We start from the raw sequence: 23,796 nt of genomic DNA, 5'->3' as shown, positions 1-23,796 counted from the left end.
TACGTTCATCAATAATTTAAACTAAAATTCCTCTTCATGAAAAAACTATTTTTCACAGTTTTATGTGCATTACCTTTATTAACAAATGCACAAAGCCCTGCAAAACCTACTATTCAAGTAAAAGGTACGATTAAAAATGTTAAAGATACGATCGATATCGTATATGCTACGTATGCCGCGAATGGCAAAAGAGTAACAGATAGTTCTTTGGTTGCTAAAGGGGCATATTCTTTCAAATTGTCTCTGACAGACCCTACTAGGGTACAATTCACCGCAAAAAATACAGCGAACAAAAAAGCTAAATTTGCTCAAAGAAATACAGCAGCTATTTTCCTGGAGCCGGGCATTATTACTGTAGCAAGTGTAGATTCGTTTTCAAATGTTAGCGTGAAAGGTTCAAAATCGCATATCGAGTTTGAAAAATTGAATCTTGCTTCAAAACCTTATGAAAGTAAGCTAGAGGCACTTTATAAAAAATACTCAGAGTATTCAAAAAATAAAGAAAAAGCGGCGATGGATAGGGTAGAAGCTTCTATTGATTCATTGGATGAAATACAGAGAGAAAACGTATATGGTAGCTATATTAAGAAAAATCCAAATTCGCCAGTAGCACTTTATTCATTAAAGACTTTTGCAGGATATGAAATCATTGTAGAAAAAGTAGAACCTCTTTTTAATTTATTGCCTGCTACTTTAAAGGCGTCACCAGCTGGGGTTGAATTTAAAGAAAAAATTACGACAGCTAAACTTACAGGTATCGGAAGAGAAGCTTTAGATTTTACGCAGAATGATACATTGGGTGTACCTGTAAAATTATCTTCACTAAGAGGTAAATACCTTTTAATCGACTTTTGGGCTAGCTGGTGTGGACCGTGTAGAAGAGAAAATCCAAATGTGGTAAAAGTATTTAATGAGTTCAAAGACCAAGGTTTCCATATTATCGGGGTTTCTTTAGACCAACCAAATGCGAAAGAAAAATGGTTGAAGGCTATCCATGATGATAAATTAACTTGGACTCAGGTTTCTGACTTACAATTTTGGAACAATGAAGTAGCTAAACTATATGGTATTCAGGCTATTCCACAAAACTTATTATTAGACCCTAATGGTAAAATCATTGCTAAAAACCTAAGAGGGGAAGCATTAAGCAAAAAATTAGCAACCATCTTTAGTAAAGAAAATGCTACAAAAGATGAAAAGCCAAAAGGCAAATAAACATAAATTATCCCGAACTTGAATTCATAAAGAAGCAGTCAAAAATTAGTTTTTGACTGCTTCTTTTGATTTATATATACTAATTATAGTTCCGTTAGGAACACTATATCGGTAGGAAGATCAGCTTGCTAAGACCCCTTCGAAGCCCCATCGGGGCGAAATATTTCGCCCCGATGGGGCTTCGAAGGGACTGCTTTTATCAATTAGGCTACTAATATATCGCCTCTATGAGGCTATTTTGTTAAACTTCTCTATTTTAGATGAGCTATGTTTTATTCTGGATTGTATCGTTTTTAAAGAAATAAAAGTTTGTTAGTTCTTCAATAACAATACATCATCAACATAACAAAAAGCATTGGCAGCACCTTCTGCTTCAAAGCCAATTTCTATCTTCCCATTTTTGATGACTATGTTTTCAATCTTAATCGTTTTCCAGCTTGTATTTTCTTCTTTAAACGTAACCTTAAAAGTTTTGTCATTGCTAGTAGCATACATTTCAAGTTTATCAAAGCTACTACTATTCTTTATCTTGGCAATTAAGGTATAACTACCTTTTTCTAATTTTACAAAAGGAGAAGAGGTTATTACCTGATATACCTTTCGCTTGAAATTTATCTTATCACTGATAGCAAGGCTTTTCTCTCCAATAACAACTTTCCTTTCGTTTTCGCTATTATTATGGTTCAAAATTGGTGAGCTAGTAGTGTCAAGGCTAATTTTATTACCTGCTATATCTGAAGTACTCCAACCTGTTAATTGCAATTGTACTGGTTTGACGAGCGATGGAATAGTTTTCCGGTCTGCTTCAAAACTACCATTTTTTGCATAGTTGTTGTCAGTAGCCACATTCCATTCACCTGTCGTAGCATTTAGATTCCACGAACTAAGCGAATTAAAATGAGGTACACTTCCATCAAATGAAATCGGAAACCATTGGTTATACCCCAAACCATTGCCTGCGAAATTGGCCCATCTATCACCACAGTAAACTACAGTTTCTTGTTTAGTACCTTTGATGGTATAGAAAAAACCTGTTTGTGTAACATGTGCATAATCATCGGAAGACCCATTCATTACCAACATCCCTTTTTTAGTCTCATAAGGCCCTCTGATGTCATCAGCTACTAGGTAGTAAGCCAATGAGGCATCCCAACCATATATATTAGAAGCATTGAGGTAATACTTCCCTTTATACTTAAACATACAATTCCCTTCACGGTTTTCTCCCTGAAAGACTTCCTTACAATCCAATAAGTTAACCATTCCCTCCTTAATGCCAATTTCAGAAACATATATCTTGTTTCTGCCCTTGCCATAAGAATAAATAAGATACGATTTTCCAGTGTCTTCATCCGTAAATACTGTTTGGTCACCCGTGTTTGATGTGCCAATCATCTCCTTCATATTTATTTGTTGATGCCAAGTAAATTGTCCCGTTGGCGTATCACAAACAGTAATCAATACCTCACTGCCATGCTGAACAAACATTGCATATTGATGTAACTCTTGAATATAAGCTACCCCTAAACGACCAACCCATGTTCTACGTTCACCATCTTTCTTTTTTAATTCATCTCGGGTTAGCACATCACTCTCAAAAGTCCAATTGACCAAGTCTGTAGAACTATAACAGGTTACAGATTCAAACGTAGCAGAAGGGAGTGTAACAGATGGATTGTTACGATAAGTATCAGCTTCTTTGTAATGAACACCATACCAGTAATATTTTTTTTCTTTGGTGAGGGGGTCTGTAAACTTAAAAATACCTCCTCCTTGACTGTTGATAGGTTGTCCGTCTTTGGTATTCCAAAATACATCATTTTTGATATTAAGTGACTGTGTATTAGCTATATACCCCATAAATGAGAACAGCAAATACAGCATAACTGTAAGAGAATAATTATATCTTTTTTTCATGTTTAATTAGGTAATTTCTTATTGTTTTCGTGTAATCTTTCGGGTATTAAAATGTTGAATTTTAATACTCATGCCAATATAAGAAATTACTTGTAGGAGCAACTCCTGTAGTTACCCGTTATTGTACGAGTATTTTACCAAGCAATATTAAAGCAGTAAAGGCATAAAAAAAAGCCACTGCTGATGCAGTAGCTTTAGTATTATCGATGTTATATAAACATTCTTAGTTTTTTCAACAGACTATCCAACTGAACCTTCTAAAGATACAGCTAAAAGCTTTTGAGCTTCTACCGCAAATTCCATTGGCAATTGGTTTAATACTTCTTTCGCATAACCGTTTACAATTAAGGCTACGGCAGCTTCAGTAGAAATACCACGTTGATTACAATAGAACAATTGGTCTTCACCAATTTTAGAAGTAGTCGCTTCGTGTTCTACGGTAGCAGTTTTGTTCTTAACTTCAATATATGGGAAAGTATGCGCTCCACAACGGTCGCCCATCAATAGGGAGTCACACTGAGAGAAGTTACGAGCATTATCTGCACGTTTCATTACTTCTACTAATCCACGATACGAGTTATGAGATTTACCAGCCGAAATACCTTTTGATACAATTCTTGATTTGGTATTTTTACCAATGTGAATCATTTTTGTACCAGTATCTGCTTGTTGCATATTATTGGTAACTGCTACTGAATAAAACTCCCCAATAGAATTATCCCCTTTCAAAATAACAGAAGGATATTTCCATGTAATAGCCGAACCTGTTTCTACTTGTGTCCAAGAAATCTTAGAATTTGCACCATCGCAAATACCGCGTTTGGTTACAAAGTTATAAATCCCTCCTTTACCTTCTTTATCACCAGGATACCAGTTTTGTACCGTAGAGTATTTTACTTCTGCATTTTCATGGGCAAAAATTTCAACTACCGCTGCGTGTAATTGATTTTCGTCACGTTGTGGTGCAGTACAACCTTCTAGGTAACTAACATACGACCCTGCATCTGCCACAATTAAAGTACGTTCGAACTGACCAGTCCCAGCAGCATTAATACGGAAATACGTAGAAAGCTCCATTGGGCAACGAACACCTTTAGGAATATAACAGAATGAACCATCCGTAAATACAGCAGCATTTAAGGCAGAAAAGAAATTATCTTTTACTGGCACTACTGAGCCTAAGTATTTTTTGATTAGTTCAGGATGTTCTTGAATCGCTTCCGACATCGAGCAGAAAATGATGCCTCTTTTCGCTAAATCGGCTTTAAAAGTAGTAGCTACTGAAACCGAGTCGATTACGGCATCTACTGCAACATTCGATAAACGCTTTTGTTCGTTTAATGAAATTCCTAATTTTTCAAAAGTAGCACGCAATTCTGGATCAATATCATCTAAAGATTCCAATACTTTAGCTTGCTTTGGAGCTGAATAATATTTAATTGACTGATAGTCAACAGGAGTATAATGCACGTTAGACCATTTCGGTTCTTCCATTGTTAACCAAGTACGATAAGCACTTAGCCTCAAATTAAGCATCCATTCTGGTTCATTTTTCTTTACTGAAATCAATCTGATTACGTCTTCGCTCAAACCTGCTGGCACTTCGTCCGTTTCGAAGTGACTTTCAAAACCATACTTGTATTCGGAGGAGGTTACCTCCTCTAATATATCAATTTCTTCTTTTGCCATTGCTGTAGGTAGTAATTATCCTACAAAAATAAGCCAAAAAATCGAAGAAAAGTTCGCCTCTTCAGAATTTTCCTAAAAAGGCTTTTATAAATCTTTGATTATTTATGCTTAATACCTATCCTTTGTAGCTAAAAGGGACTGAACGATTGATGCTTTCCTCTAAAGAAATAAAGGTCTCTGTTCGTTGTATACCCTGTACTTTTTGGATTTTATCATGCAATACCTCTCTGAGGTGTACAGTATCTCTACAAACAATTTTTGCAAAAATAGAATAAATACCCGTTGTGTAGTTTATACTTACTACCTCTGGTATTTTAATCAATTGTTCGGCTACTTCTGCATATAACGAACTCTTATCTAAATAAATACCCAGAAAAGCGGCAATGTCCCACCCTAATTTGGTATGGTCAATCACCAATTGTGAGCCCTTTACGATACCAGCCTGTTCCATTTTCCCCATCCTTACATGGACGGTTCCACCAGAAACATTGATTTTTTTGCCAATTTCTGTATAAGGCATGGTGGCGTCTTGCATCAAAAGACCTAATATTTTTAAATCAGTTTCGTCGATTTCGACATTCTTTTCCATAGCTTAAGTATTTAAACTCAAATAAAATTTAAAATTTCATAAAAAACAACACTTTCAAAAAGAAATTATTAACAAATTTTAAATAAATCACTACAATAATTGAATAGAATGTAAATTTTAAGTTTTTTTTATGTAAAATTTGTAAAACATTAAAAAGGTACATAACTTTGCATTGTCAAGTTGAAAGAAACACAATGACAACCACACTGTAGGGTGATGAAATTTGGCAGACGTACCCTCCTGTCTCGGGGGTGGTGAACATGAAATAAAGTAAGTGTAATGCCCATCGCAAGATGGACTGGGGTTGACCACCAGACTTTGTACTTTACCTAATCACACCGTGGAGGTTCGAATCCTTCTCCTACAGCCAATTATTTGATATATTTTGAGGATAAATTTTTGTCAAAGCACAATTTTATTGTTACCTTTATTCTCAAATTATCAGATTGACTACAAGATATCAAGTAGTTTTATTTGGTTTTTAGTTTGTTGATGAAGTGTAATTCAAAAAAGCAGTCTTTGTAAGTCTGCTTTTTTTGTTTTTAAACCATTCCAATAAAAAAATCCATAGCATTTCTCAATACTACGGATTTTTTAGGTAAGTATTTACACTTAAAGAACTTTTTTATTTACTCCAATACTCCCACCTTTAAATAACTAGCTGCCGCTTTCTGATGATATACTTTTTGGGTAGCATTCTGGTAGTCGCTCGGTACAGCTTTAAAAATATCCATGAACTTCTGAGGGTTTCTATCAGACCAAGGAAAACATGAGCTTTGGATTTGCACCATTATTTTATGTCCCTTTTTAAAAGTATGTAATACGTCCTGCAACTCTACCTTCACATTGGTTACTTGATTGGGTACAAAAGGCTTCGGTTTAGAAATATTATCACGATATTTCCCTCTAATAATTTCAGAACGCACTAATTGTTGGTAGTTTCCATATACTATATTTGGTTTTTTCGGATTTTCTGGTGTGTCTGTTGGATACACATCAATTACTTTTACGACCCAGTCGGCATCAGTCCCCGTAGTAGATACTTTAAGCATCGCCTCAATTTGTCCAGAAAGTGTAATGTCTTTTTCAAGGACATTGGTTGAAAATGATAGCACGTCTGGTCGAGCATAGGCAAAACGTTGGTCTTCCACCATATAATCAGCAGAAAAACCATCATTTATGTTCGCCGAAAAAGGTACAGGATGATTGGGGTCTGAAAGATAAGTCGATGATGATTTTTCTACAGTTGGAGCAGTAAATGATAATTTGCCATTAGGGTGGAAATACAACAGTTTCTCTTGTGTCCCTTTAGCAGGATAGGTATCAAACGAACGCCATTTGTTAGTACCCGTTTCAAAAAGAGTAGCCTCTGGCAAATCAAGCGGTTTAGAATCATCAATCAAATAATGATGAAAAAACTTAGCCTCAATGTTTTCTTGGTAATAAGGTGATACCTTTGAACCAAAATCTACATCAGCAAGTGTTTGTCCAGATGAACCAGCCCAACCGCCATGTACCCAAGGACCTACTACAAAAATATTTTTGATAGTAGGGTTTTGCTTTTCAATAGCCTTATAGGTATTGAAGGTACCGTATAAATCTTGTTCGTCATACCAGCCACCCACAACCATTACTGCGTGTTTGATGCCTTTTAGATGAGGTAAAATATTTCTTTTCTTCCAATGCTCGTCATAGTCGGGATGGTCAAAGTTATCATGATAATATACATTGCGTCCTTTATAGAAACCATCCTCTGAGTTTTTGGTCGTTTTTACCTCATTCAAATAAAAATCATATCCATCAGGATTGTTCGTCTCAAAATATACTGGTGGGCGAGTTGTAGTAGGTTTGGTTTGTTCTTGAAAGAAATTATAAAAACCAAAATTGGCCGCTATCATAAATGCTCCGTTGTGGAAAGCATCATCACGCCAAAGGTCAGCCATAGGAGCTTGCGGAGAAGACGCTTTGAGGGCTGGATGTTCTGAAATAGCCCCAGCAGAAGTAAAAAAGCCTGGATAAGAAATACCCCATTGTCCTACTTTGCCATTATTATTACTGATATTTTTGATAAGCCATTCGATTGTATCATACGTGTCTGACGACTCGTCGATGTCGGTTTTACCTTTCTTTATATCAACTTGTGGCGTCATTTCTACGAATTTGCCTTCCGAAGCCCAGCGTCCTCTTACGTCTTGATAAACAACGATGTAATTACTTCTTAACATGAATGGATTAGGGCCAATTCTTTTTTTGTATTTATCAGTACCGTAAGGGGAACAAGTATAGGGGGTTCTCTGCATCAAAATTGGGTACTTTTTACTTTGGTCTTTTGGGGCATAAACTTGGGTAAAAAGTTTGATTCCATCACGCATTTGAACCATAAATTCCATTTTTTGATAATTTTCACGAATATAGGCACTGTCTTGAGCAATGGTAAAGGGATATGGCGAATCTGATTTTTGAGCGTAGCTAAAAACAGGAATTAGCAATAGCCACAAGATAAGTTTTTTCATTATTAGACTTGTTGAGTAAGAAATATGAATGATTTATTGACAATTTACAGAAAAGCCGTCAAAAGCTAAACTGGATTCCGTAATTTTGCAGTCCGTTAACAATTTACCTAAATCAAAAACAATCAGTATTAATAATTTTTAGGAAAAGTTAGCATTGTGGACTATAAATAACTGACAAGTGACTCAAAATTTAAGAATTGCCGTTCAGAAATCTGGACGCTTAAGTGAGGATTCCCTCAATCTTTTCAAAGAATGCGGAATCAAGTTTGATAATGGAGCAGGAAAGTTAAAAGCAACTTCTTCAAACTTCCCAGCAGAATTTTTGTTTCTTCGTGATGACGATATTCCCGGCTATGTAGAAGATGGCGTAGCTGATATCGGTATTGTTGGACAAAACGTTCATGTAGAAAGCAATAAAAATGTTTCGGAAGTAAAACTATTAGGTTTTTCTAAATGCCGTTTATCAATTGCCATTCCAAGAGGAGATGAATACAAAGGCATTGATGATTTAGAAGGCAAAGATATTGCAACGTCGTATCCAATTATTTTAGGAAGTTATCTTAAAGAACATGGTGTTACTTCGCATATACATGAAATATCAGGGTCAGTAGAAATTGCTCCAAGCATTGGTTTAGCACATGCAGTTTGTGATATTGTTTCATCGGGAGGTACATTGTTGAGCAATGGGTTGAAAGAAGTAGAAGTAATATTCCGCTCAGAAGCCATCATGATTGGTTGCCCAACACTTTCAGCAGAAAAACAAGACATCCTGAATCAGATATTATTTAGAATTGACGCTGTTCAAAGAGCAAAAAATAACAAGTATGTTGTGTTGAATACCAAAAACGAGAACATCGAAGCCATCAGTAAATTATTACCAGGTATGCAGTCGCCATCTATTATTCCATTGGCACAAGCAGGTTGGTCGGCGATGAGTTCAGTAATTAACGAAAATGACTTTTGGCAAAATATCGAAAAACTCCGTGAAGCAGGTGCAGAAGGTATTTTAGTAATGCCGATTGAAAAAATGATTTATTAGTTTCCATGAAAATTATAAAATATCCCAAAGAGTCTGATTATCAAGCCTTACTTACGCGCCCAACACAGGATATTGCTGTGATTGAGCAACGAGTAGCCCCTATTTTGTTTAGAGTAAAAACCGAAGGCGACAGTGCTCTTCGTGATTTTGCTTTGACTTTCGACAAAGTAAACCTAGCATCCATAGAAATGCCTCAAGAGGAAATTGAAAAGGCTGCTGATTTACTTTCCGACGATTTAAAGCAAGCCATCCATCAGGCTTATAGCAATATTCATAAATTTCATGAGGCACAAAAAACGGTTCCTGAAAAGATTGAAACAATGGAAGGCGTTACTTGTTGGCGAAAAACAGTAGGCATTGATAAAGTTGGGGTATATATTCCCGGAGGCACAGCCCCATTGTTTTCAACGGTATTGATGTTGGGTATTCCTGCACAGATTGCAGGATGTAGAGAAGTGGTATTATGTACACCATCCAACCACCCAGCTATTTTGTATGCCGCCTCGCTTTGTGGTATTACCAAAATTTATAGGATAGGAGGGGCGCAAGCCATTGCTGCGATGGCCTATGGAACAGAGTCAGTCCCAAAAGTGTATAAGATATTTGGTCCGGGCAATCAGTATGTTACTGCTGCCAAAATGTTGGTAAACAAAGAAGGTATTGCTATTGACATGCCTGCTGGGCCATCAGAAGTAGCAGTTTATGCTGATGATACGGCTAATCCTGCTTTTGTAGCGGCTGATTTACTCTCGCAAGCAGAACATGGAATAGATTCACAGGTATTGTTAGTCTCGACTTCTGAGAACATCATTAATGAAGTGAATAATGAGCTAACAAAACAATTAGCTGAGTTGCCAAGAGCAGCATTTGCTTCGAAAGCTCTTGAAAACAGTCAGGCTATTTTGGTAGAAAACCAAGAGATTGCCCTTTCATTGTTGAATGAATATGCTGCCGAACACTTAATTTTATCGGTAGCCAATGCCGAAGAAGTATCTGAAAGTATCTATCAGGCAGGGTCTATTTTCTTAGGAAATTATACCCCTGAATCTGCAGGAGACTATGCTTCTGGCACAAACCATACCTTGCCAACCAACGGTTATGCAAAAGCATATTCAGGCGTAAGTCTGGATAGCTTCGTGAAGAAAATCACGGTACAGCATATTACGCAAGCAGGCATTAAAAACCTCGGAAAAACAATTATTGAAATGGCTGAGGCAGAATCTTTGGATGCTCACGCCAATGCGGTAAAAATTAGAATGTAAATTATTTTAACTATGACTTTTAACTTACAAAGTATCGTTCGTAAACATATTCTTAGTCTTGCTCCATACTCTTCTGCTCGTGATGAATATACAGGTAAAGAAGGGATTTTTTTAGATGCCAACGAAAATCCAATAGGCTCGGCTACGCCCGAAAATTGGAATAGATACCCAGACCCTTATCAGTCTGCTATTAAAGAAAAATTAGCGCCAATAAAAGGCTGTCGTGCTTCGCAAATATTCCTTGGTAATGGTTCTGACGAACCCATTGATTTGATTATTAGACTGACTTGCGAGCCAAAAGAAGATAACATCATCATACTGCCACCAACCTATGGAATGTATGAAGTGAGTGCATCTGTGAATAATGTACAGATTCAAAAGATTGATTTAACAGAAGATTATCAATTGGATGTTGATGCCATCATTGAAGCAATTAATCCGAAGACGAAATTAATTTTTATTTGTTCCCCGAATAACCCGACGGGTAATATCATTAATCGTGAAGCTATTTTAACGATTATTGATAATTTCGAACATGGCTTAGTAATCATAGACGAGGCTTATAATGATTTTGCGGATGAACCTTCATTTATTCCTGAGTTGGATAATTTTCCGAATGTAATGGTGCTACAAACTTTCTCGAAAGCATGGGGACTGGCATCTTTGCGTTTAGGGATGGCTTTTGCGAATGAAGAGCTAATAAAACTGTTGAACAAGATAAAATATCCTTATAATATAAACGGACTTACACAAAAATTATTAATAGAGAATATTGCTAATACTGATTTCGTAACAAATTCCGTTAATACGCTAAATCATAACCGTAAGCTATTAGCAGATTCATTAACTGAGTTACCCATTGTCGAAAAGATTTTTCCATCGGATGCCAATTTCTTATTAGTGAAATTCCAAGATGCAAAAGCTGTTTTTGATTACTTAATAGAACAAAAAACGATTGTCCGCGACCGTTCAAAAGTGAAATTATGTGATAATTCTTTAAGAATTTCAGTAGGTACTACCGACGAGAATGCTCATTTGATGGGTCTTTTAAAAGCTTATAAATCATAAACTTATTTCTTATGAAAAAACATGCTTTAGCCTTTTTCTTGATTTTAGTAAGTTTCACAGGCTTCTCACAATACAAAACGTGGGCAATAGGTGGAAAGCTAGGAGACCCGTCGGGTTTAACGATTCGTCATTATTTAAATAATGATAAAAATGCGATAGAGTTGAACGCAGGTGTTTATGGAGCACTTTGGGGATTAAGAAGCCCGTACAGAGATGGTGCTTTTGATGGAGCAGGTGTATCATTTAGTGGACTTTATCTTTGGCATCAAGAACTTGGTAATAGTGGTCTGAGAAGCTATTATGGTTTTGGTGGACAAATTACTTCTCGTTCTTATACCTTGAACAATAAACAAATTCCTAATACAGGTATTGGTGGCGTCGGAGAAGCAGGTGTAGAATATGGCATTCCAGATTCCCCACTAACGATGTTTGCTGAATTAGGGCTTTATATAGAACTAGTTCCTGCTTTCTTTTATACACATCCACAAGGAGGTTTTGGCATAAGGTATAATTTTTAATAAAATTGCCTATCCTCTTTGTATCGTAAATTCTTATTGGATACTTTTGCAAAGTATTCTTTTGGGGGGTTAGCTCAGTTGGCTAGAGCGCTACGCTGGCAGCGTAGAGGTCATGGGTTCGAATCCCATACTCTCCACAAAAAGACAAATAACGCCATTGGCTTTCAATGGCGTTATTTTATGTTTATATTTAGGATTAATATCAAGTTTTTTAAATAATCTGTAGATTATCATTTTATAACAATTAAATATTTCTTAAATCGTTGCTTTAAAACATTGATAACCTGTTAAGATTTATTACAATATTTTTTAATTTCCGATGATATTGCATGATATGCAGTCATTAAGCCTAACCAAAATTTTAAAAAGTTAACTTCTGTGTATTCTCACAGTCAAATTTTCTATATTTGTTAGTAAACCTTTTACAATTAGCAAAAAAGCATAATGGACAAACCAACAATCGAGATTTTAAAGAGTAACAGGGACGCTATCATCAATGCATGGGTAGCAAAGCAAAAAGAAGAAGAAGGATATTTTAATGTAGATGATCAGCTTAAAGATTCTAAAGAACTTGTAGACTCATTCCTAGGCGCATTAAATACTACCACACTTGAGGACAAAAATGCCAGCGGGTTTGATAAAGTAAATGAAGTGCTTATGGGCATATCTGTTTCTCGTGCCAAGCAAGGTTACACCTCTAGAGAAACTGGCTTTTACCTTTTTACCTTCAAAGAAGCCCTTTTAGAAGTACTGTACAACAACGTTACAGATCCTGCAAAACTTTACGCTGATAGCCTTAAAATTAGTAAGATTGTTGATAACATGAGTGTGTTAACTTTTGAAGGGTTTATTAAAGGGCGTGAAGACATAATATCAAGACAAACGGATGAAATAACAGAGATTTCTACGCCTGTTATCAAGGTTTGGGACGGAATTGTTGCGCTACCGATTATCGGTACGCTTGATAGTGCAAGAACACAAGTTGTAATGGAAAGTCTTTTACAACAAATTGTTGAAACAGGTAGTACGATAGCTATTCTTGACATTTCTGGTGTTCCAGCAGTAGATACACTTGTGGCACAACACCTTATAAAAACCGTGAGTGCTACACGTCTTTTAGGGGCAGAATGCATCATTAGTGGCATTAGACCTGAGATTGCCCAAATAGTAGTACATCTAGGGATAGACCTTTCTGGTATTATTACCAAATCAACCCTTGCAAGTGCGCTCAAAACAGCGTTCAATATGCTGCAAATTCAAGTTATCAAAAAGAAATAATTAGCCGAGTATAAACATTATGGAGAGAATTCCTATTTTAAAAATGGGCGATTTTTTGTTGGTAACAATACAGGTAGACTTGTATGACCAACTGGCAGAGAATCTGGAGACAGACCTTGTGAATTCCGTTAAAAAATACGAATCAAAAGGCGTATTAATAGATATTTCTTCCGTTTCCATTATAGACTCCTTCATGGGGAGAATATTAGGAAATATCGGTATGATGTCTAAAATCATGGGCGCAGAATCAGTAATCGTAGGGATGCAGCCTGCGGTTGCTATTACTTTGGTTGAATTAGGATTAACCCTAACGGGGGTATCGACGGCACTTAATGTAGAAAAAGGGATGGACCTATTGCGTTCTAAGATAGAATTAAGTGACAACCAAAGCGATGATGATGACTACTACGACGATACAGAATAGAGAAGAATTTGTTGTTGTCCGAGAGCAGGATGTAATACCTTTCCGCAATAAAGTAAAAGATGCTGCGGTAAAGATTGGTATGGGTATTTTGAATCAAACTAAGCTTATAACTGCTGCAAGCGAACTTGCACGTAATCTCTTGAAATATGGTGGTGGTGGTGCGGTAAGTATAGAGTCGGTTAATAACGGTCGAGAAAATGGTATTCGTTTAGTCTTTAGTGATAAAGGCCCAGGTATCGCTGATATTGATTTGGCAATGAGAGACGGGTATAGCAGTGGTAAAAGTCTTGGGTTAGGCCTTCCGGGAACAAAAAGGCTAGTAAATGAATTTAACATACAATCTGCGGTCGGGCAAGGCACAACGGTTACAATAATTAAGTGGAAGAATGGATAATGTGTTTTACAGTTATAAGGTAGAGGATAAAAGCTATGTGTCTTTTGTAAAACGTGAAATACATAACCTTTGCGTTGCTAATGGCTTCAGCCAGCAGAAAACGGGAGAAATTGATATTATAATTTCTGAACTTTCTTCAAATCTTGTAAAGTTTGTAGGAGAAGGGGAGTTTTTATACCGCACAAGTACTGATATTAAAGGTGATTTTTTTGAGGTTTACTGCTTAGACAAAGGGCAGGGCATCAGCAACCTTATACAAATGATGAAGGATGGTGCCTCTACCTCACAGACCCTTGGTCAGGGATTAGGAGCTATTGAGCGTTTAAGCTCTGAATCATCGATTTATACCCTAAAGGAGTGGGGAACGATTGTCTACTGTAAAGTTTATAAAAATCCACAAAATACATTTGCTAGGAAAGAAAGCATTAAGTTGGGTGCAGTGAAGGTAAATATGCCGGGCGAAACCACTTGTGGCGATGGATATGCGGTTAAATATATAAATGGTGGAATTATTTTCTTTTTAGGTGATGGATTAGGTCATGGCAGTCATGCCCATGAGGCAGTGAGTACGGCAATTGCAGCATTTAAAGCCTGTCATGAAAGAAGTCCTGTTGCTAACCTACAATATATTCACCAAGAAGTAAAAAAGACACGGGGATTAGTAGCTACCATTGCTCACCTCGATTTCAAAGCGGAAAAATGGTTTCTTTGTGGAATAGGCAATATAGCTACCTCAATTTATACTGGTTTAGAGGGAAAAAACTATACGCCTTACAACGGCATAGTAGGCCTAAATATTCCACGTACTTTGACCGATTCTGTTGTTGAATTAAGCAAATACCAAACCCTTATTATGCATTCTGATGGCTTGCGGGGACGGTGGAACTTGAATAGTCTGCCAGGGATTTTAAAGCATTCTCCAGACATTATCGCTGGGGCGCTTTATAAAGATTATGCTCGTGGTACAGATGATATGTCTGTACTGGTTGCCAAAGTAAATTTATAGGATATGAAAGAGATTATTCGCATTAGCTTAGATAACGAAATGGACCTGATATTGGCGCACAAACGCAGTATAAAACTGGCCGAATTGTGTAGCCTCTTGGCTTCCTCTCAAACACGTTTTGCTACTGCGGTATCGGAAATTGCAAGGTGTGCCATTGCTAGCGGACAGGAATCTTATCTTGTTTTGGGAATAGACTCATTGAATGGAGGCAAAAAGGAAATTGTAGCCATATTGTATGATAAAATAGATTTAGCAGGATGTAATCCAGAAGCTTTTTTTTATGCCAAAAAGGTGTTAAAAGATGTTACTGCACACTATGAAGATGATGTTTATTCAATTACGTTAAGAGCCAGAGTACCTTATTCTGGACTTTTGTCTGAAAAGTGGGTTAATTCTTTTGTAGAATATTTTAGACAAGAACCTCCTATCTCACCTTATGATGAAATACGGAAAAAAAATATACAACTAATTGAGTTGGCCGACAGGCTCAGCGAAAGTGAAAACAATTACAGGCAACTTACTGATACGCTACCATTTATTGTTTTTTCGGTGTCAAAATCAGATAAGATATTTGTTGCTAACAAAAATGCTGAAAATATTTTAGGAAGTAATTTTAAAGAGTTTACTCCAGCTACTATACATCAAATAATATATCCTAAGGATATAGACCAAGTTATTAAGGCATGGAATACTGCTAAGAAAAAACTATCAGTACAGAATGTGCAAGCACGTATTGTTTCTGGAAAAGAGGCAATATGGTATCAGATTTCAATAGCACCGCATAATGATGAGAGTACAGCAGGGTGGATTATCAGCATGGTAAATATTCATGCCCAAAAACTTGTTGAAGAAACCCTGAAAGATAATAATGAATTAAAGGAAGCACAGGAAAAACTGAGACAGTCTAATGACGAACTCCAGAAAAAGAATAAGGAACTAGAACAGTTTGCCTACATAGCAAGTCATGACTTGCAGGAGCCACTGCGAAAAATCAGGAATTTTATTTCCCTTGCTCAACATAATCGTTCGGATGTAGATAAGCAAAACCTGTACTATTCCAAAATCAATGCTTCAGCTGAACGGATGTCTCAATTAATAATTGATGTTTTAGGTTATTCAAAACTTGCTGTAACATCCGAGACATTTGAATATACAGACTTAAATTCGGTGATATCCGATGTAATTAATGATTTTGAGTTTTTATTAAGTGAAAAAAAAGCAGAATTAACCGTTGCTCCTATGCCTTCAGTATTGGGTAGTCCAGTACAATTAGGTCAACTGTTTTACAACTTAATTAGTAATTCTCTGAAATTTTCAAAAGAAACGCCAGTAATACACATATCACATGAAGTTATAAATGATAGTGGAATTACTTTGAATAAAATTGTTGTAAATGATAATGGAATTGGTATTGAGCCACACCATGTAGACAAAATTTTTACTATTTTCAAAAGATTGCATCCACAAAGCATGTATCCTGGTACAGGAATAGGGCTTGCATTATGCAAAAAAATTGTTGAAAATCATGGTGGGAAAATTGAAATTGATAGCAATGGTGATGATGGTACTAGTGTAATTGTATATTTGCCTTATGTAGCGTAGAGAACGATTGTAGCGTATTTAAGTTTATTGTTTTAGCATTCGTTCTATGTATATACGTTGCTTAGTCAAAATTATAACCATCCAAATCGCTCTACTAGTTTTTCTTTTTGACTACGTGCAACAGCAATATTTTTCCCGTCAGACATGATTAGATAATTCTTTTCTCCCTTTACATACCTTGCAATTTGGTCTAGGTTAACAAGATATTGCCTATGCACTCTGAGGAAATTTCTTTCTTCCAAAATATCCTGTATACTTTTCAATGTTTTCGATACAAGATACTGCGTGCCGTCTTGCAAAAATATACGCGTATAATTATTATCTGCTTCACAATAAATCACTTTGTTAATCTCCGTAAATATTACGCCATTTTGGTAAGGGAGGGCTATCTTATCTGGCAATTTATGCTCATTAGTATCAAATTGTTGCTTCAACAAATGTAGTTGTCGCTCATCTGTTTGTGAAGATAACATGGCTTTGCTTACGGACGCCTGCAATTCACGAGTATCTATGGGTTTTAATAAATAATCTAATGCGCTATATTTGAATGCCTTCACTGCAAACTGGTCATAAGCTGTCACAAATATCAACTGAAAATTGAGATGTCCTACGGCTTCCAGTAGTTCAAATCCATTCATTATCGGCATTTCAATATCCAAAAAAACTAAGTCAGGGGCTAATTCTTTTATTTTTAACAAGCCTTCCTTACTTTGAGTACATTCAGCCAATATCTGCACTTGTGGACAGTACAATTTCAATTGCAGTGCCAGCAACTTTACATTATCTAGTTCGTCGTCAATGATGATGGTTCTCATAATTAAAAAGGTAAGTCTATACTCACTTTAGTACCACAGGCTTTACCGTATTTATCTTCTAAATCTATGATGCTGATAGTTGTTTGAATATTGTATAACTGGTTGATAATCAGTAGTCTTTCAGTCGTCATTTTAAGCCCGAAAGATTTATGTTTAGTAATAGATTTACTTTTATATTCCGCTGACTTTTTCCTACCTACTCCATCATCTATTATTTCAATATGCAATAAATTTTCTTGTGGTTGGGTGATGTTAACACTTACTGCCCCCCCAATATCCTTATGCATCAGGCCATGCCAGATAGCATTTTCTACATAGGGTTGTAAAAGGAGCGGAGGTACTTCTATGTAAAAAGCATCGATATCGTCTGAAATGTTGATACTAAAATGGATTTTTTCTTTAAACCTCATAATTTCAAGTTCAGTGTATAAGGCTAGTGTTTCCAATTCATTTTCTAAGGTTATTTTTTCAGCCAGAGAGTTTTCAAGCACTCGCCGAATCAATTTGGCAAAGGTTGTAAGGTAGTTAGAGGCCGCTTCCGTATTGTTTTCTAAGGTATACAACTTGATGGAGTTTAAACAATTAAAGATAAAGTGCGGATTCATCTGTGCCCTTAGGGCAGTCATTTCTGTTTCGGCTAGTTTCTTTTCAAAAGCAATTTCCATCTTCTGAAGTTTCTGAGCTTCCAACAAATTATGCTGTCTATTAATCTCAACCGTGTGTTGTTTTACTTCTACTTCTAAGCGAGTAGCATAATCTGTTTGCAATTTGTTCTTTTCTTCTTGCATTAGTTTGCTACGGTATGCCAACGCAAAGCCAAAGCAAATGGCTTCTCCTACTACGCCTAGCATTCCGAAAATTGGAGGAAAATTGGCAAACATCATAAGTTTTGGATTATCCACATCAATGAATAAATAATAACTGAAATTAGTTACGATGATTAATAAGAAAAATAAGATTAATAAACCTGTTAACAGATATTTTTTAAGGACTCCTTTACTGATGATAATGAGGTATATTAAATAGATATTTACAAGAATATTAGGGATAGGCTGTATATAGAAATAATAGTTATCGGCTAATATAAAACGCCTGAAGTAATTACTAATGATTTCCTCTATTGTTTCTACAATGATTAGCCCTAATAATAGTTGAAATACCCGCCATTTTATAGGATGATATTTAGGGATTTCTAGCATATAAGCAATGAATAGGGCATAGAAGAAAACAATTCCTGAACTTAGGGGAATATAAAGATTGGTTTTAAGCGGGTCAAATAGCTCAAGACTGAACCGTTGGTCTATAATGATGAGCCATACATATATAGCACATCCTACATAGGCTATATAATAGGCAATAGCTTGCTCTTTGAAAAGTACAAACTGATAACAGGCATTAATAACCATAAAAATAAGGCATCCGAGAGCCATAGCCATCACCAAGAATAGATAGGAAAGGTTCGTGCTATTTTGTTGGTAATTTTTTAAATAAGCTACAGGAGTGATTAATACTGCTTTCAAAGGTGTTAGGTAATGTAAGTGTTCAATCACCTGTACATAATAGGTATTCGTTTGCTTTGGCAACACAACGATTTCCATCCCTTTAGCACTTGTAGTGGTTTGTTCAAAGAAAAAAGGCTTTTGACCAAGATGCTCATCAGTATATAGCTGTGTTCTGACATGACTATTACACATAAAAACCATGTTTAAGGTATCCGTGTAACTAGTGTTCTGTACCTTGAATTTCATCCAATTCACAATCAAAGGTTTGCTAACTACCTTTAACTGCATATATTCTTGAGGTAATGGAATAAATCGATGTTTTTTTATCGCAGCAAAAGATAGTGTGTCTCTAGCCGAAGCATCATAAAAAAGTGTTTTAGATGAAATATCAACCACTGTATTCGTTGTAGGTTGTCCTTTGAATACGACAGGTCGCTGTACTATGCTGGCGGTGTGTGTCAGCATTGATAGAAAAAAAGATATCAGCACAAATAGCTTCATAGAAGGATAGGTCTAGCATTAAAAATACAAAAAAATAGGCGTTTTCTTCATATCTTTTAGTGAATGACCATTTTTTTTAGGGAATGGTAATATTCATCTACAATTCAATCTCCCTCAAAAAAAATACCGCTCCCTCATAATACCCGCTATTGGCGATATACCATTTTAAAATATGATTTACAAAACAGAATTTTAGAAGATGGTACCGAAAACTCCTTGTATAAAATAACAATCTAAACGCTTATAATCATGCTAAAAAAAACGTTTCGATTTCTGGCGAATATACTACTTGTGTTTTTGCCGTTTTTCCCAGTGTTAGAAAACTTTTTCTCTACGGTAAATCATGAGAATTTTCCTTCTTATCTAATGGCTTGCGGTGCGTTGGGCGTATTTATATTACTATTGTTATTTTTTCTTTATAATAGTAGTGATGAACTTAAAAACAAACATAAGTTAGATACAGCTACATGGCTATTATGCATCCTTGGTATGATGGTAATGGTGCCACTACACATGGGTCCACCAAAAGAAAGTGAAGCTTTATTAGCCTCCGCTATAGAAGAAAAATTCAGGTACATAATGCTCCTATTAGCCATTATCTTGTTTGTCGTGGCAATAGTCTTTGTCATAAAACACTATTGGTCAAAACTGACTGTACTAGAAAAGGCTATATTAATACCATTGCTTATAACAATACCTATTTCTATTTGGGATAATTATGATTCTATGATGTTCAGTACAAAGCTAAATGCTTGGATAGCCACAGGAAAACCTGCTGTCGATTTTTCCCCGAATTATGATTTTCACCATACGTGGAGGGCTGTAGGACGAATATTGTTGTATGTAGTTGCAGGATGGTTAAGTATTATATTGGTTAGGCGATTTGCTATAAAGAGATGGGTAACTGTTATACTAATTTTATTTTGTATAATAGGAATTGGTTGCTGTATTACCTTTCTTTTCCATGGATTTGCATTTTATTTCCCTTTTATGGTACCTGCTATTGCTTTGGCTCCGTCATATTGGTTGGGTTTAGCATTGTTAAATAGATTCCATGTTGAAGCTAAATAAATCTTCGCAATAATAGGGTTATATCTTAATTCTAAATGCGTTTTAATACTTCATAAATACAAAACCTATAGACAATTTCCTAATAGGTGATTACGAACATTATTGTATAAACAAAACCGCTGTATAATTCTATACAGCGGTTTTTTATTAATTTTATTGTGCTACTCAAAAAAAATGCTCATTTTTGTTTTCATTGTTTGACAATCTCAATGAAAAGGATTTGTATTATTATTGCCATTAAGACAAGTAGTTGATAATCAGCAATGTTTTTATCAGAGTGTTTGTCTTTGTATAGAGTCAAAATATACCTTAATAGTAAGCATAGTCAGCCTATTATGTTTGATTACAAATCATTCGCGCTATTATTAATATATGAATCTTAGAAAAATATATTGGCTAATGCAAATCTCAAGTTGGCTACTCATTGCCATGATGGCTTTGAAATACACCATTTTAGAGGAAGCTAGCTTTACCCTTTCATTCGAATATTTCATCTCGGTATTTGTGTATGGTCTTTTTACCACACATACTTACAAACTAGTTGTTGATAAATACCAAGTAGATGAAGCCCCCGTACAAACTTTTCTATTGTTTCCATTAATAGGCAATATCATTATAGGTTTCTTGTTTTTTATTTTAGATGTTCAGTTCACATCAGCTGATGTGATGAAAAATGAATACAAAAATTTTGGTGATTATTTTAGTTTATTCGTTGATGATATTTGGGTGACAACGCCTTGGTTTTTTTTCTTTCATATCCTTCGGTATGTAACACAGAAACAGACCATGAATGAGAAGATGATTTCGATGGAAAAAATGTTGATAAAATCGGAATTAGAAGCTTTGAAAACACAATTGCATCCTCATTTTTTTTTTAATGCTTTAAATAGTATCAAAGCATTAATGGTGATAGACCATCATGAGGCTCGTGAAGCAGTAGACCAACTTTCTGATTTATTACGTTTATCCCTTAATATTGGGGGCTCGCAATTGGTGAGGGTTGATGAAGAAATAAAGCTAACCAAAGCCTATTTGTTTTTAGAAAAAATAAGGTTTGATAAAAGACTTAAGTATCAATTTAAGGTAGATGATAAGCTAAACAATAAGATGATTATTCCTATTTCATTAAGTACGCTTATCGAAAATGCTATCAAACATGGTATTGCAAAAAATAAAAATGGAGGAGAAATTATTATTCAAATCTATGAAGAAAGAGAAAGTTTACTGATAAAAGTTAGTAATACTGGAAGTTTTATTGCGAATGATACCAAACGAACTGATGGGGGTATTGGACTGACCAATCTGAAAAAACGATTAGAATTACAATATGGAGGCGAAGGCTCATTGCATATTGAAGATATAAATGGGAATGTAGTTTCAACGATTTTAATTCCAATGTCAAAAACTAATTTTTCTTAACCTTACAACGACTAAGGTTAAATATTTTATTTTCACTCAAGAAGCACTTAAATTGCATGATACTCAACAAATTTTAAAACAAATATGAAAAAATTACTATTGTTACTATCATTTTGTAGCCTTTCGTTATTTACACAGGCACAGAAACTGACAGTCGCCCAATTGGATTCTATTTTCGTTCGTGAAAACTATGTTAAAACTCAGTACGAAATAGAAATGAGAGATGGTGTAAAGCTTTTTACCAATGTCTATACTCCCAAAGATGCCTCTTCCAATAATCAATATCCTATCTTATTAGCACGAACTTGTTATTCGGTAGCTCCATACGGGAAAAATGATTATCCATCGGTTTTATCTTATTCAAAGTATTTGATGCGTGAAAAATTCATTTTCGTTAATCAAGACGTTCGTGGACGCTGGATGTCTGAGGGCAGTTGGACCAATATGACGCCACATATCCCAAACAAGAATAGTAAGAAAGATATTGACGAAGCCACGGATACGTATGATACAATAGACTGGCTAGTGAAAAATTTACCGGGTAACAATGGTAAGGTAGGTCAATATGGTATTTCATATCCTGGTTTTTATACCATAGCTGGGGCTTTATGTGGGCATCCTGCCTTAAAAGCATCTTCTCCGCAAGCACCCGTATCTGATTTCTTTTTTGATGATTTCCATCACAATGGAGCATTCACCATGGGGTATGGCTTGACTTTCCCAGTTTTTGGTTTACAACATCCTAAACCAACTGATAAATCTTGGTATGATGAGCAGTTCCCGAAGATAAAAACATTGGATGGTTTTGAATGGTACAAAACAATGTCTCCTCTAAAAAACCTTGGAGAAAATTATACTAACAATTTCTTTTGGCAAGAACATGTAGAACATCCTAATTACGATGAATTCTGGCAGAAAAGAAGTATAGTACCACATTTGAAAAACATCAAAAATGCCCCTGCTATCATGGTTGTAGGCGGTTGGTTTGATGCAGAAGATTTGTATGGACCATTGACGATTTATAAAGCCGTTGAGAAAAACAATCCTAATATTTATAATTCAATTGTGATGGGGCCATTCGGTCATGGCGATTGGGCGCGTGAACGTGGTCACCATTTTCACTCGAATGTTTATTTTGGAGACAGTATCTCAACATACTATCAAAGAAATATTGAGCTTAAATTTTTCAAACATTTTTTGAAAGATACCGGCGATGGCAAAACAGATTTAGCTGAAGCAACACTATTTGATACGGGTAAAAAGGAGTGGAGAGAGTTTGCAGAGTATCCTGTTAAGAATGCTCAAAAAATAGATTTCTACTTGAGTCCTAATGGTAAAATTACCACTGGTACTGAGGCTAAAGGATTTGCAGAATTTATCTCTGACCCTTCAAAGCCTGTACCTTATACAGAAGACCCTAAACAGATTTTAGGATTCAGTCCAAGAAACTACATGAGCGAAGACCAACGCTTCGCAGCACGCAGAACGGATGTATTAACATTTGAGACAGATATTTTAACGGAAGATATTACTTTAGGCGGTGAGATTATGGCTAATCTTAAAATTTCGACAACGGGTACAGATGCAGATTGGTTTGTAAAATTGGTAGACGTATACCCTGGAAACGAACCTAATAGCCCATATACACCAACCCATATTACATTGGGAGGTTATCAGCAGATGGTAAGAAGCGAAATCATGCGTTCTCGTTTTAGGAATTCATTTAGCAAACCAGAGCCCTTAGTAGCAAATAAAATCACTGATGTTAATTTTCGTTTGCAAGATGTGTTGCATACTTTCAAAAAAGGACATAAAATCATGATTCAGGTGCAGTCCACAGCCTTCCCGTTGTTTGATATTAATCCTCAGAAATATGTAGATAATATCTATAAAGCCAAAGAAAGCGATTTCCAAAAAGCTACACACCGCGTATATGGCAACAGCAAAATTTCAGTAGAGGTATTGAAGTAGACT

Annotated in this window: 19 protein-coding genes and 1 tRNA gene; 14 read left to right on the top strand and 6 right to left on the bottom strand. The window is 35.7% G+C overall.

What is annotated here, in order from left to right; all coding sequences use genetic code 11:
• Positions 1 to 36: 36 nt before the first annotated feature.
• The gene (locus AC07N0_RS11240; protein ID WP_494589243.1) at positions 37 to 1,215 is read left to right on the top strand and encodes a redoxin domain-containing protein; all 1,179 of its coding nucleotides are present in this window, start codon (positions 37 to 39) and stop codon (positions 1,213 to 1,215) included.
• A gap of 312 nt (positions 1,216 to 1,527) precedes the next feature.
• On the opposite strand, the gene AC07N0_RS11235 is transcribed toward AC07N0_RS11240, so the two are convergent.
• The 4 genes from AC07N0_RS11235 to AC07N0_RS11220 form a co-directional block, all read right to left on the bottom strand.
• A complete protein-coding gene (locus AC07N0_RS11235; protein WP_494589242.1) occupies positions 1,528 to 3,132 on the bottom strand; it encodes a family 43 glycosylhydrolase in 1,605 nt (534 codons plus the stop codon).
• A gap of 240 nt (positions 3,133 to 3,372) precedes the next feature.
• The gene (gene sufB / locus AC07N0_RS11230) at positions 3,373 to 4,821 is read right to left on the bottom strand and encodes a Fe-S cluster assembly protein SufB (RefSeq protein ID WP_494589241.1); all 1,449 of its coding nucleotides are present in this window, start codon (positions 4,819 to 4,821) and stop codon (positions 3,373 to 3,375) included.
• A 115-nt stretch (positions 4,822 to 4,936) separates the two neighbouring features.
• Positions 4,937 to 5,410 carry an Lrp/AsnC ligand binding domain-containing protein gene (locus tag AC07N0_RS11225; RefSeq protein ID WP_184133370.1) on the bottom strand — a complete coding sequence of 158 codons (474 nt, stop codon included), beginning with the start codon at positions 5,408 to 5,410 and terminating at the stop codon, positions 4,937 to 4,939.
• 629 nt (positions 5,411 to 6,039) lie between these two features.
• The gene (locus AC07N0_RS11220; protein ID WP_494589240.1) at positions 6,040 to 7,923 is read right to left on the bottom strand and encodes a CocE/NonD family hydrolase; all 1,884 of its coding nucleotides are present in this window, start codon (positions 7,921 to 7,923) and stop codon (positions 6,040 to 6,042) included.
• Between the two features lie 178 nt (positions 7,924 to 8,101).
• On the opposite strand from AC07N0_RS11220, the gene hisG reads away from it, so the two are divergent.
• The 10 genes from hisG (at position 8,102) to AC07N0_RS11170 (ending at position 16,514) form a co-directional block, all read left to right on the top strand.
• Positions 8,102 to 8,962, top strand: a complete 861-nt coding sequence (gene hisG / locus AC07N0_RS11215) for an ATP phosphoribosyltransferase (protein WP_492799824.1) — start codon at positions 8,102 to 8,104, stop codon at positions 8,960 to 8,962.
• Positions 8,963 to 8,967: 5 nt separating this feature from the next.
• The gene (gene hisD, locus AC07N0_RS11210; protein ID WP_494589239.1) at positions 8,968 to 10,224 is read left to right on the top strand and encodes a histidinol dehydrogenase; all 1,257 of its coding nucleotides are present in this window, start codon (positions 8,968 to 8,970) and stop codon (positions 10,222 to 10,224) included.
• 12 nt (positions 10,225 to 10,236) lie between these two features.
• A complete protein-coding gene (hisC, locus tag AC07N0_RS11205; RefSeq protein WP_494589238.1) occupies positions 10,237 to 11,292 on the top strand; it encodes a histidinol-phosphate transaminase in 1,056 nt (351 codons plus the stop codon).
• Positions 11,293 to 11,303: 11 nt separating this feature from the next.
• The gene (locus AC07N0_RS11200; protein WP_494589237.1) at positions 11,304 to 11,810 is read left to right on the top strand and encodes a hypothetical protein; all 507 of its coding nucleotides are present in this window, start codon (positions 11,304 to 11,306) and stop codon (positions 11,808 to 11,810) included.
• A gap of 63 nt (positions 11,811 to 11,873) precedes the next feature.
• Positions 11,874 to 11,947: transfer RNA gene (locus tag AC07N0_RS11195), tRNA-Ala, on the top strand.
• Positions 11,948 to 12,254: 307 nt separating this feature from the next.
• On the top strand, positions 12,255 to 13,088 hold the full coding sequence (locus AC07N0_RS11190) for an STAS domain-containing protein (RefSeq protein ID WP_492799754.1): 834 nt from the start codon (positions 12,255 to 12,257) through the stop codon (positions 13,086 to 13,088).
• A gap of 19 nt (positions 13,089 to 13,107) precedes the next feature.
• Positions 13,108 to 13,512, top strand: coding sequence for an STAS domain-containing protein (locus AC07N0_RS11185; RefSeq protein WP_492799753.1), 405 nt, complete (start codon positions 13,108 to 13,110; stop codon positions 13,510 to 13,512).
• Positions 13,487 to 13,906, top strand: a complete 420-nt coding sequence (locus AC07N0_RS11180; RefSeq protein ID WP_492803603.1) for an anti-sigma regulatory factor — start codon at positions 13,487 to 13,489, stop codon at positions 13,904 to 13,906. The genes AC07N0_RS11185 and AC07N0_RS11180 overlap by 26 nt, the downstream gene beginning before the upstream one ends.
• Complete coding sequence (locus tag AC07N0_RS11175; protein ID WP_494589236.1) at positions 13,899 to 14,912, top strand: SpoIIE family protein phosphatase; 1,014 nt, start codon at positions 13,899 to 13,901, stop codon at positions 14,910 to 14,912. The genes AC07N0_RS11180 and AC07N0_RS11175 overlap by 8 nt, the downstream gene beginning before the upstream one ends.
• A 3-nt stretch (positions 14,913 to 14,915) precedes the next feature.
• Entirely contained in the window at positions 14,916 to 16,514 is a 1,599-nt protein-coding gene (locus tag AC07N0_RS11170) for a sensor histidine kinase (RefSeq protein WP_494589235.1), read from the top strand.
• Between the two features lie 71 nt (positions 16,515 to 16,585).
• Here the strand turns inward: AC07N0_RS11170 and AC07N0_RS11165 are convergent, their stop codons facing one another.
• Together AC07N0_RS11165 and AC07N0_RS11160 are read right to left on the bottom strand one after the other, a co-directional pair.
• A complete protein-coding gene (locus tag AC07N0_RS11165) occupies positions 16,586 to 17,329 on the bottom strand; it encodes a LytR/AlgR family response regulator transcription factor (protein ID WP_494589234.1) in 744 nt (247 codons plus the stop codon).
• Between the two features lie 2 nt (positions 17,330 to 17,331).
• On the bottom strand, positions 17,332 to 19,296 hold the full coding sequence (locus AC07N0_RS11160; RefSeq protein WP_494589233.1) for a sensor histidine kinase: 1,965 nt from the start codon (positions 19,294 to 19,296) through the stop codon (positions 17,332 to 17,334).
• Between the two features lie 285 nt (positions 19,297 to 19,581).
• Here AC07N0_RS11160 and AC07N0_RS11155 point away from each other — a divergent pair, with 285 nt between their 5' ends.
• The 3 genes from AC07N0_RS11155 to AC07N0_RS11145 all read left to right on the top strand — a co-directional run bounded on the left by AC07N0_RS11155 (position 19,582) and on the right by AC07N0_RS11145 (position 23,793).
• A complete protein-coding gene (locus tag AC07N0_RS11155; RefSeq protein ID WP_494589232.1) occupies positions 19,582 to 20,403 on the top strand; it encodes a hypothetical protein in 822 nt (273 codons plus the stop codon).
• Between the two features lie 399 nt (positions 20,404 to 20,802).
• Positions 20,803 to 21,822 carry a sensor histidine kinase gene (locus AC07N0_RS11150; protein ID WP_494589231.1) on the top strand — a complete coding sequence of 340 codons (1,020 nt, stop codon included), beginning with the start codon at positions 20,803 to 20,805 and terminating at the stop codon, positions 21,820 to 21,822.
• An 84-nt stretch (positions 21,823 to 21,906) separates the two neighbouring features.
• A complete protein-coding gene (locus tag AC07N0_RS11145) occupies positions 21,907 to 23,793 on the top strand; it encodes a CocE/NonD family hydrolase (RefSeq protein ID WP_494589230.1) in 1,887 nt (628 codons plus the stop codon).
• Positions 23,794 to 23,796 lie beyond the last annotated feature (3 nt).

It is taken from the genome of Arcicella sp. GW821-FHT09D11, assembly GCF_059416265.1.
This window is presented reverse-complemented; position numbering and strand designations above follow the sequence as displayed.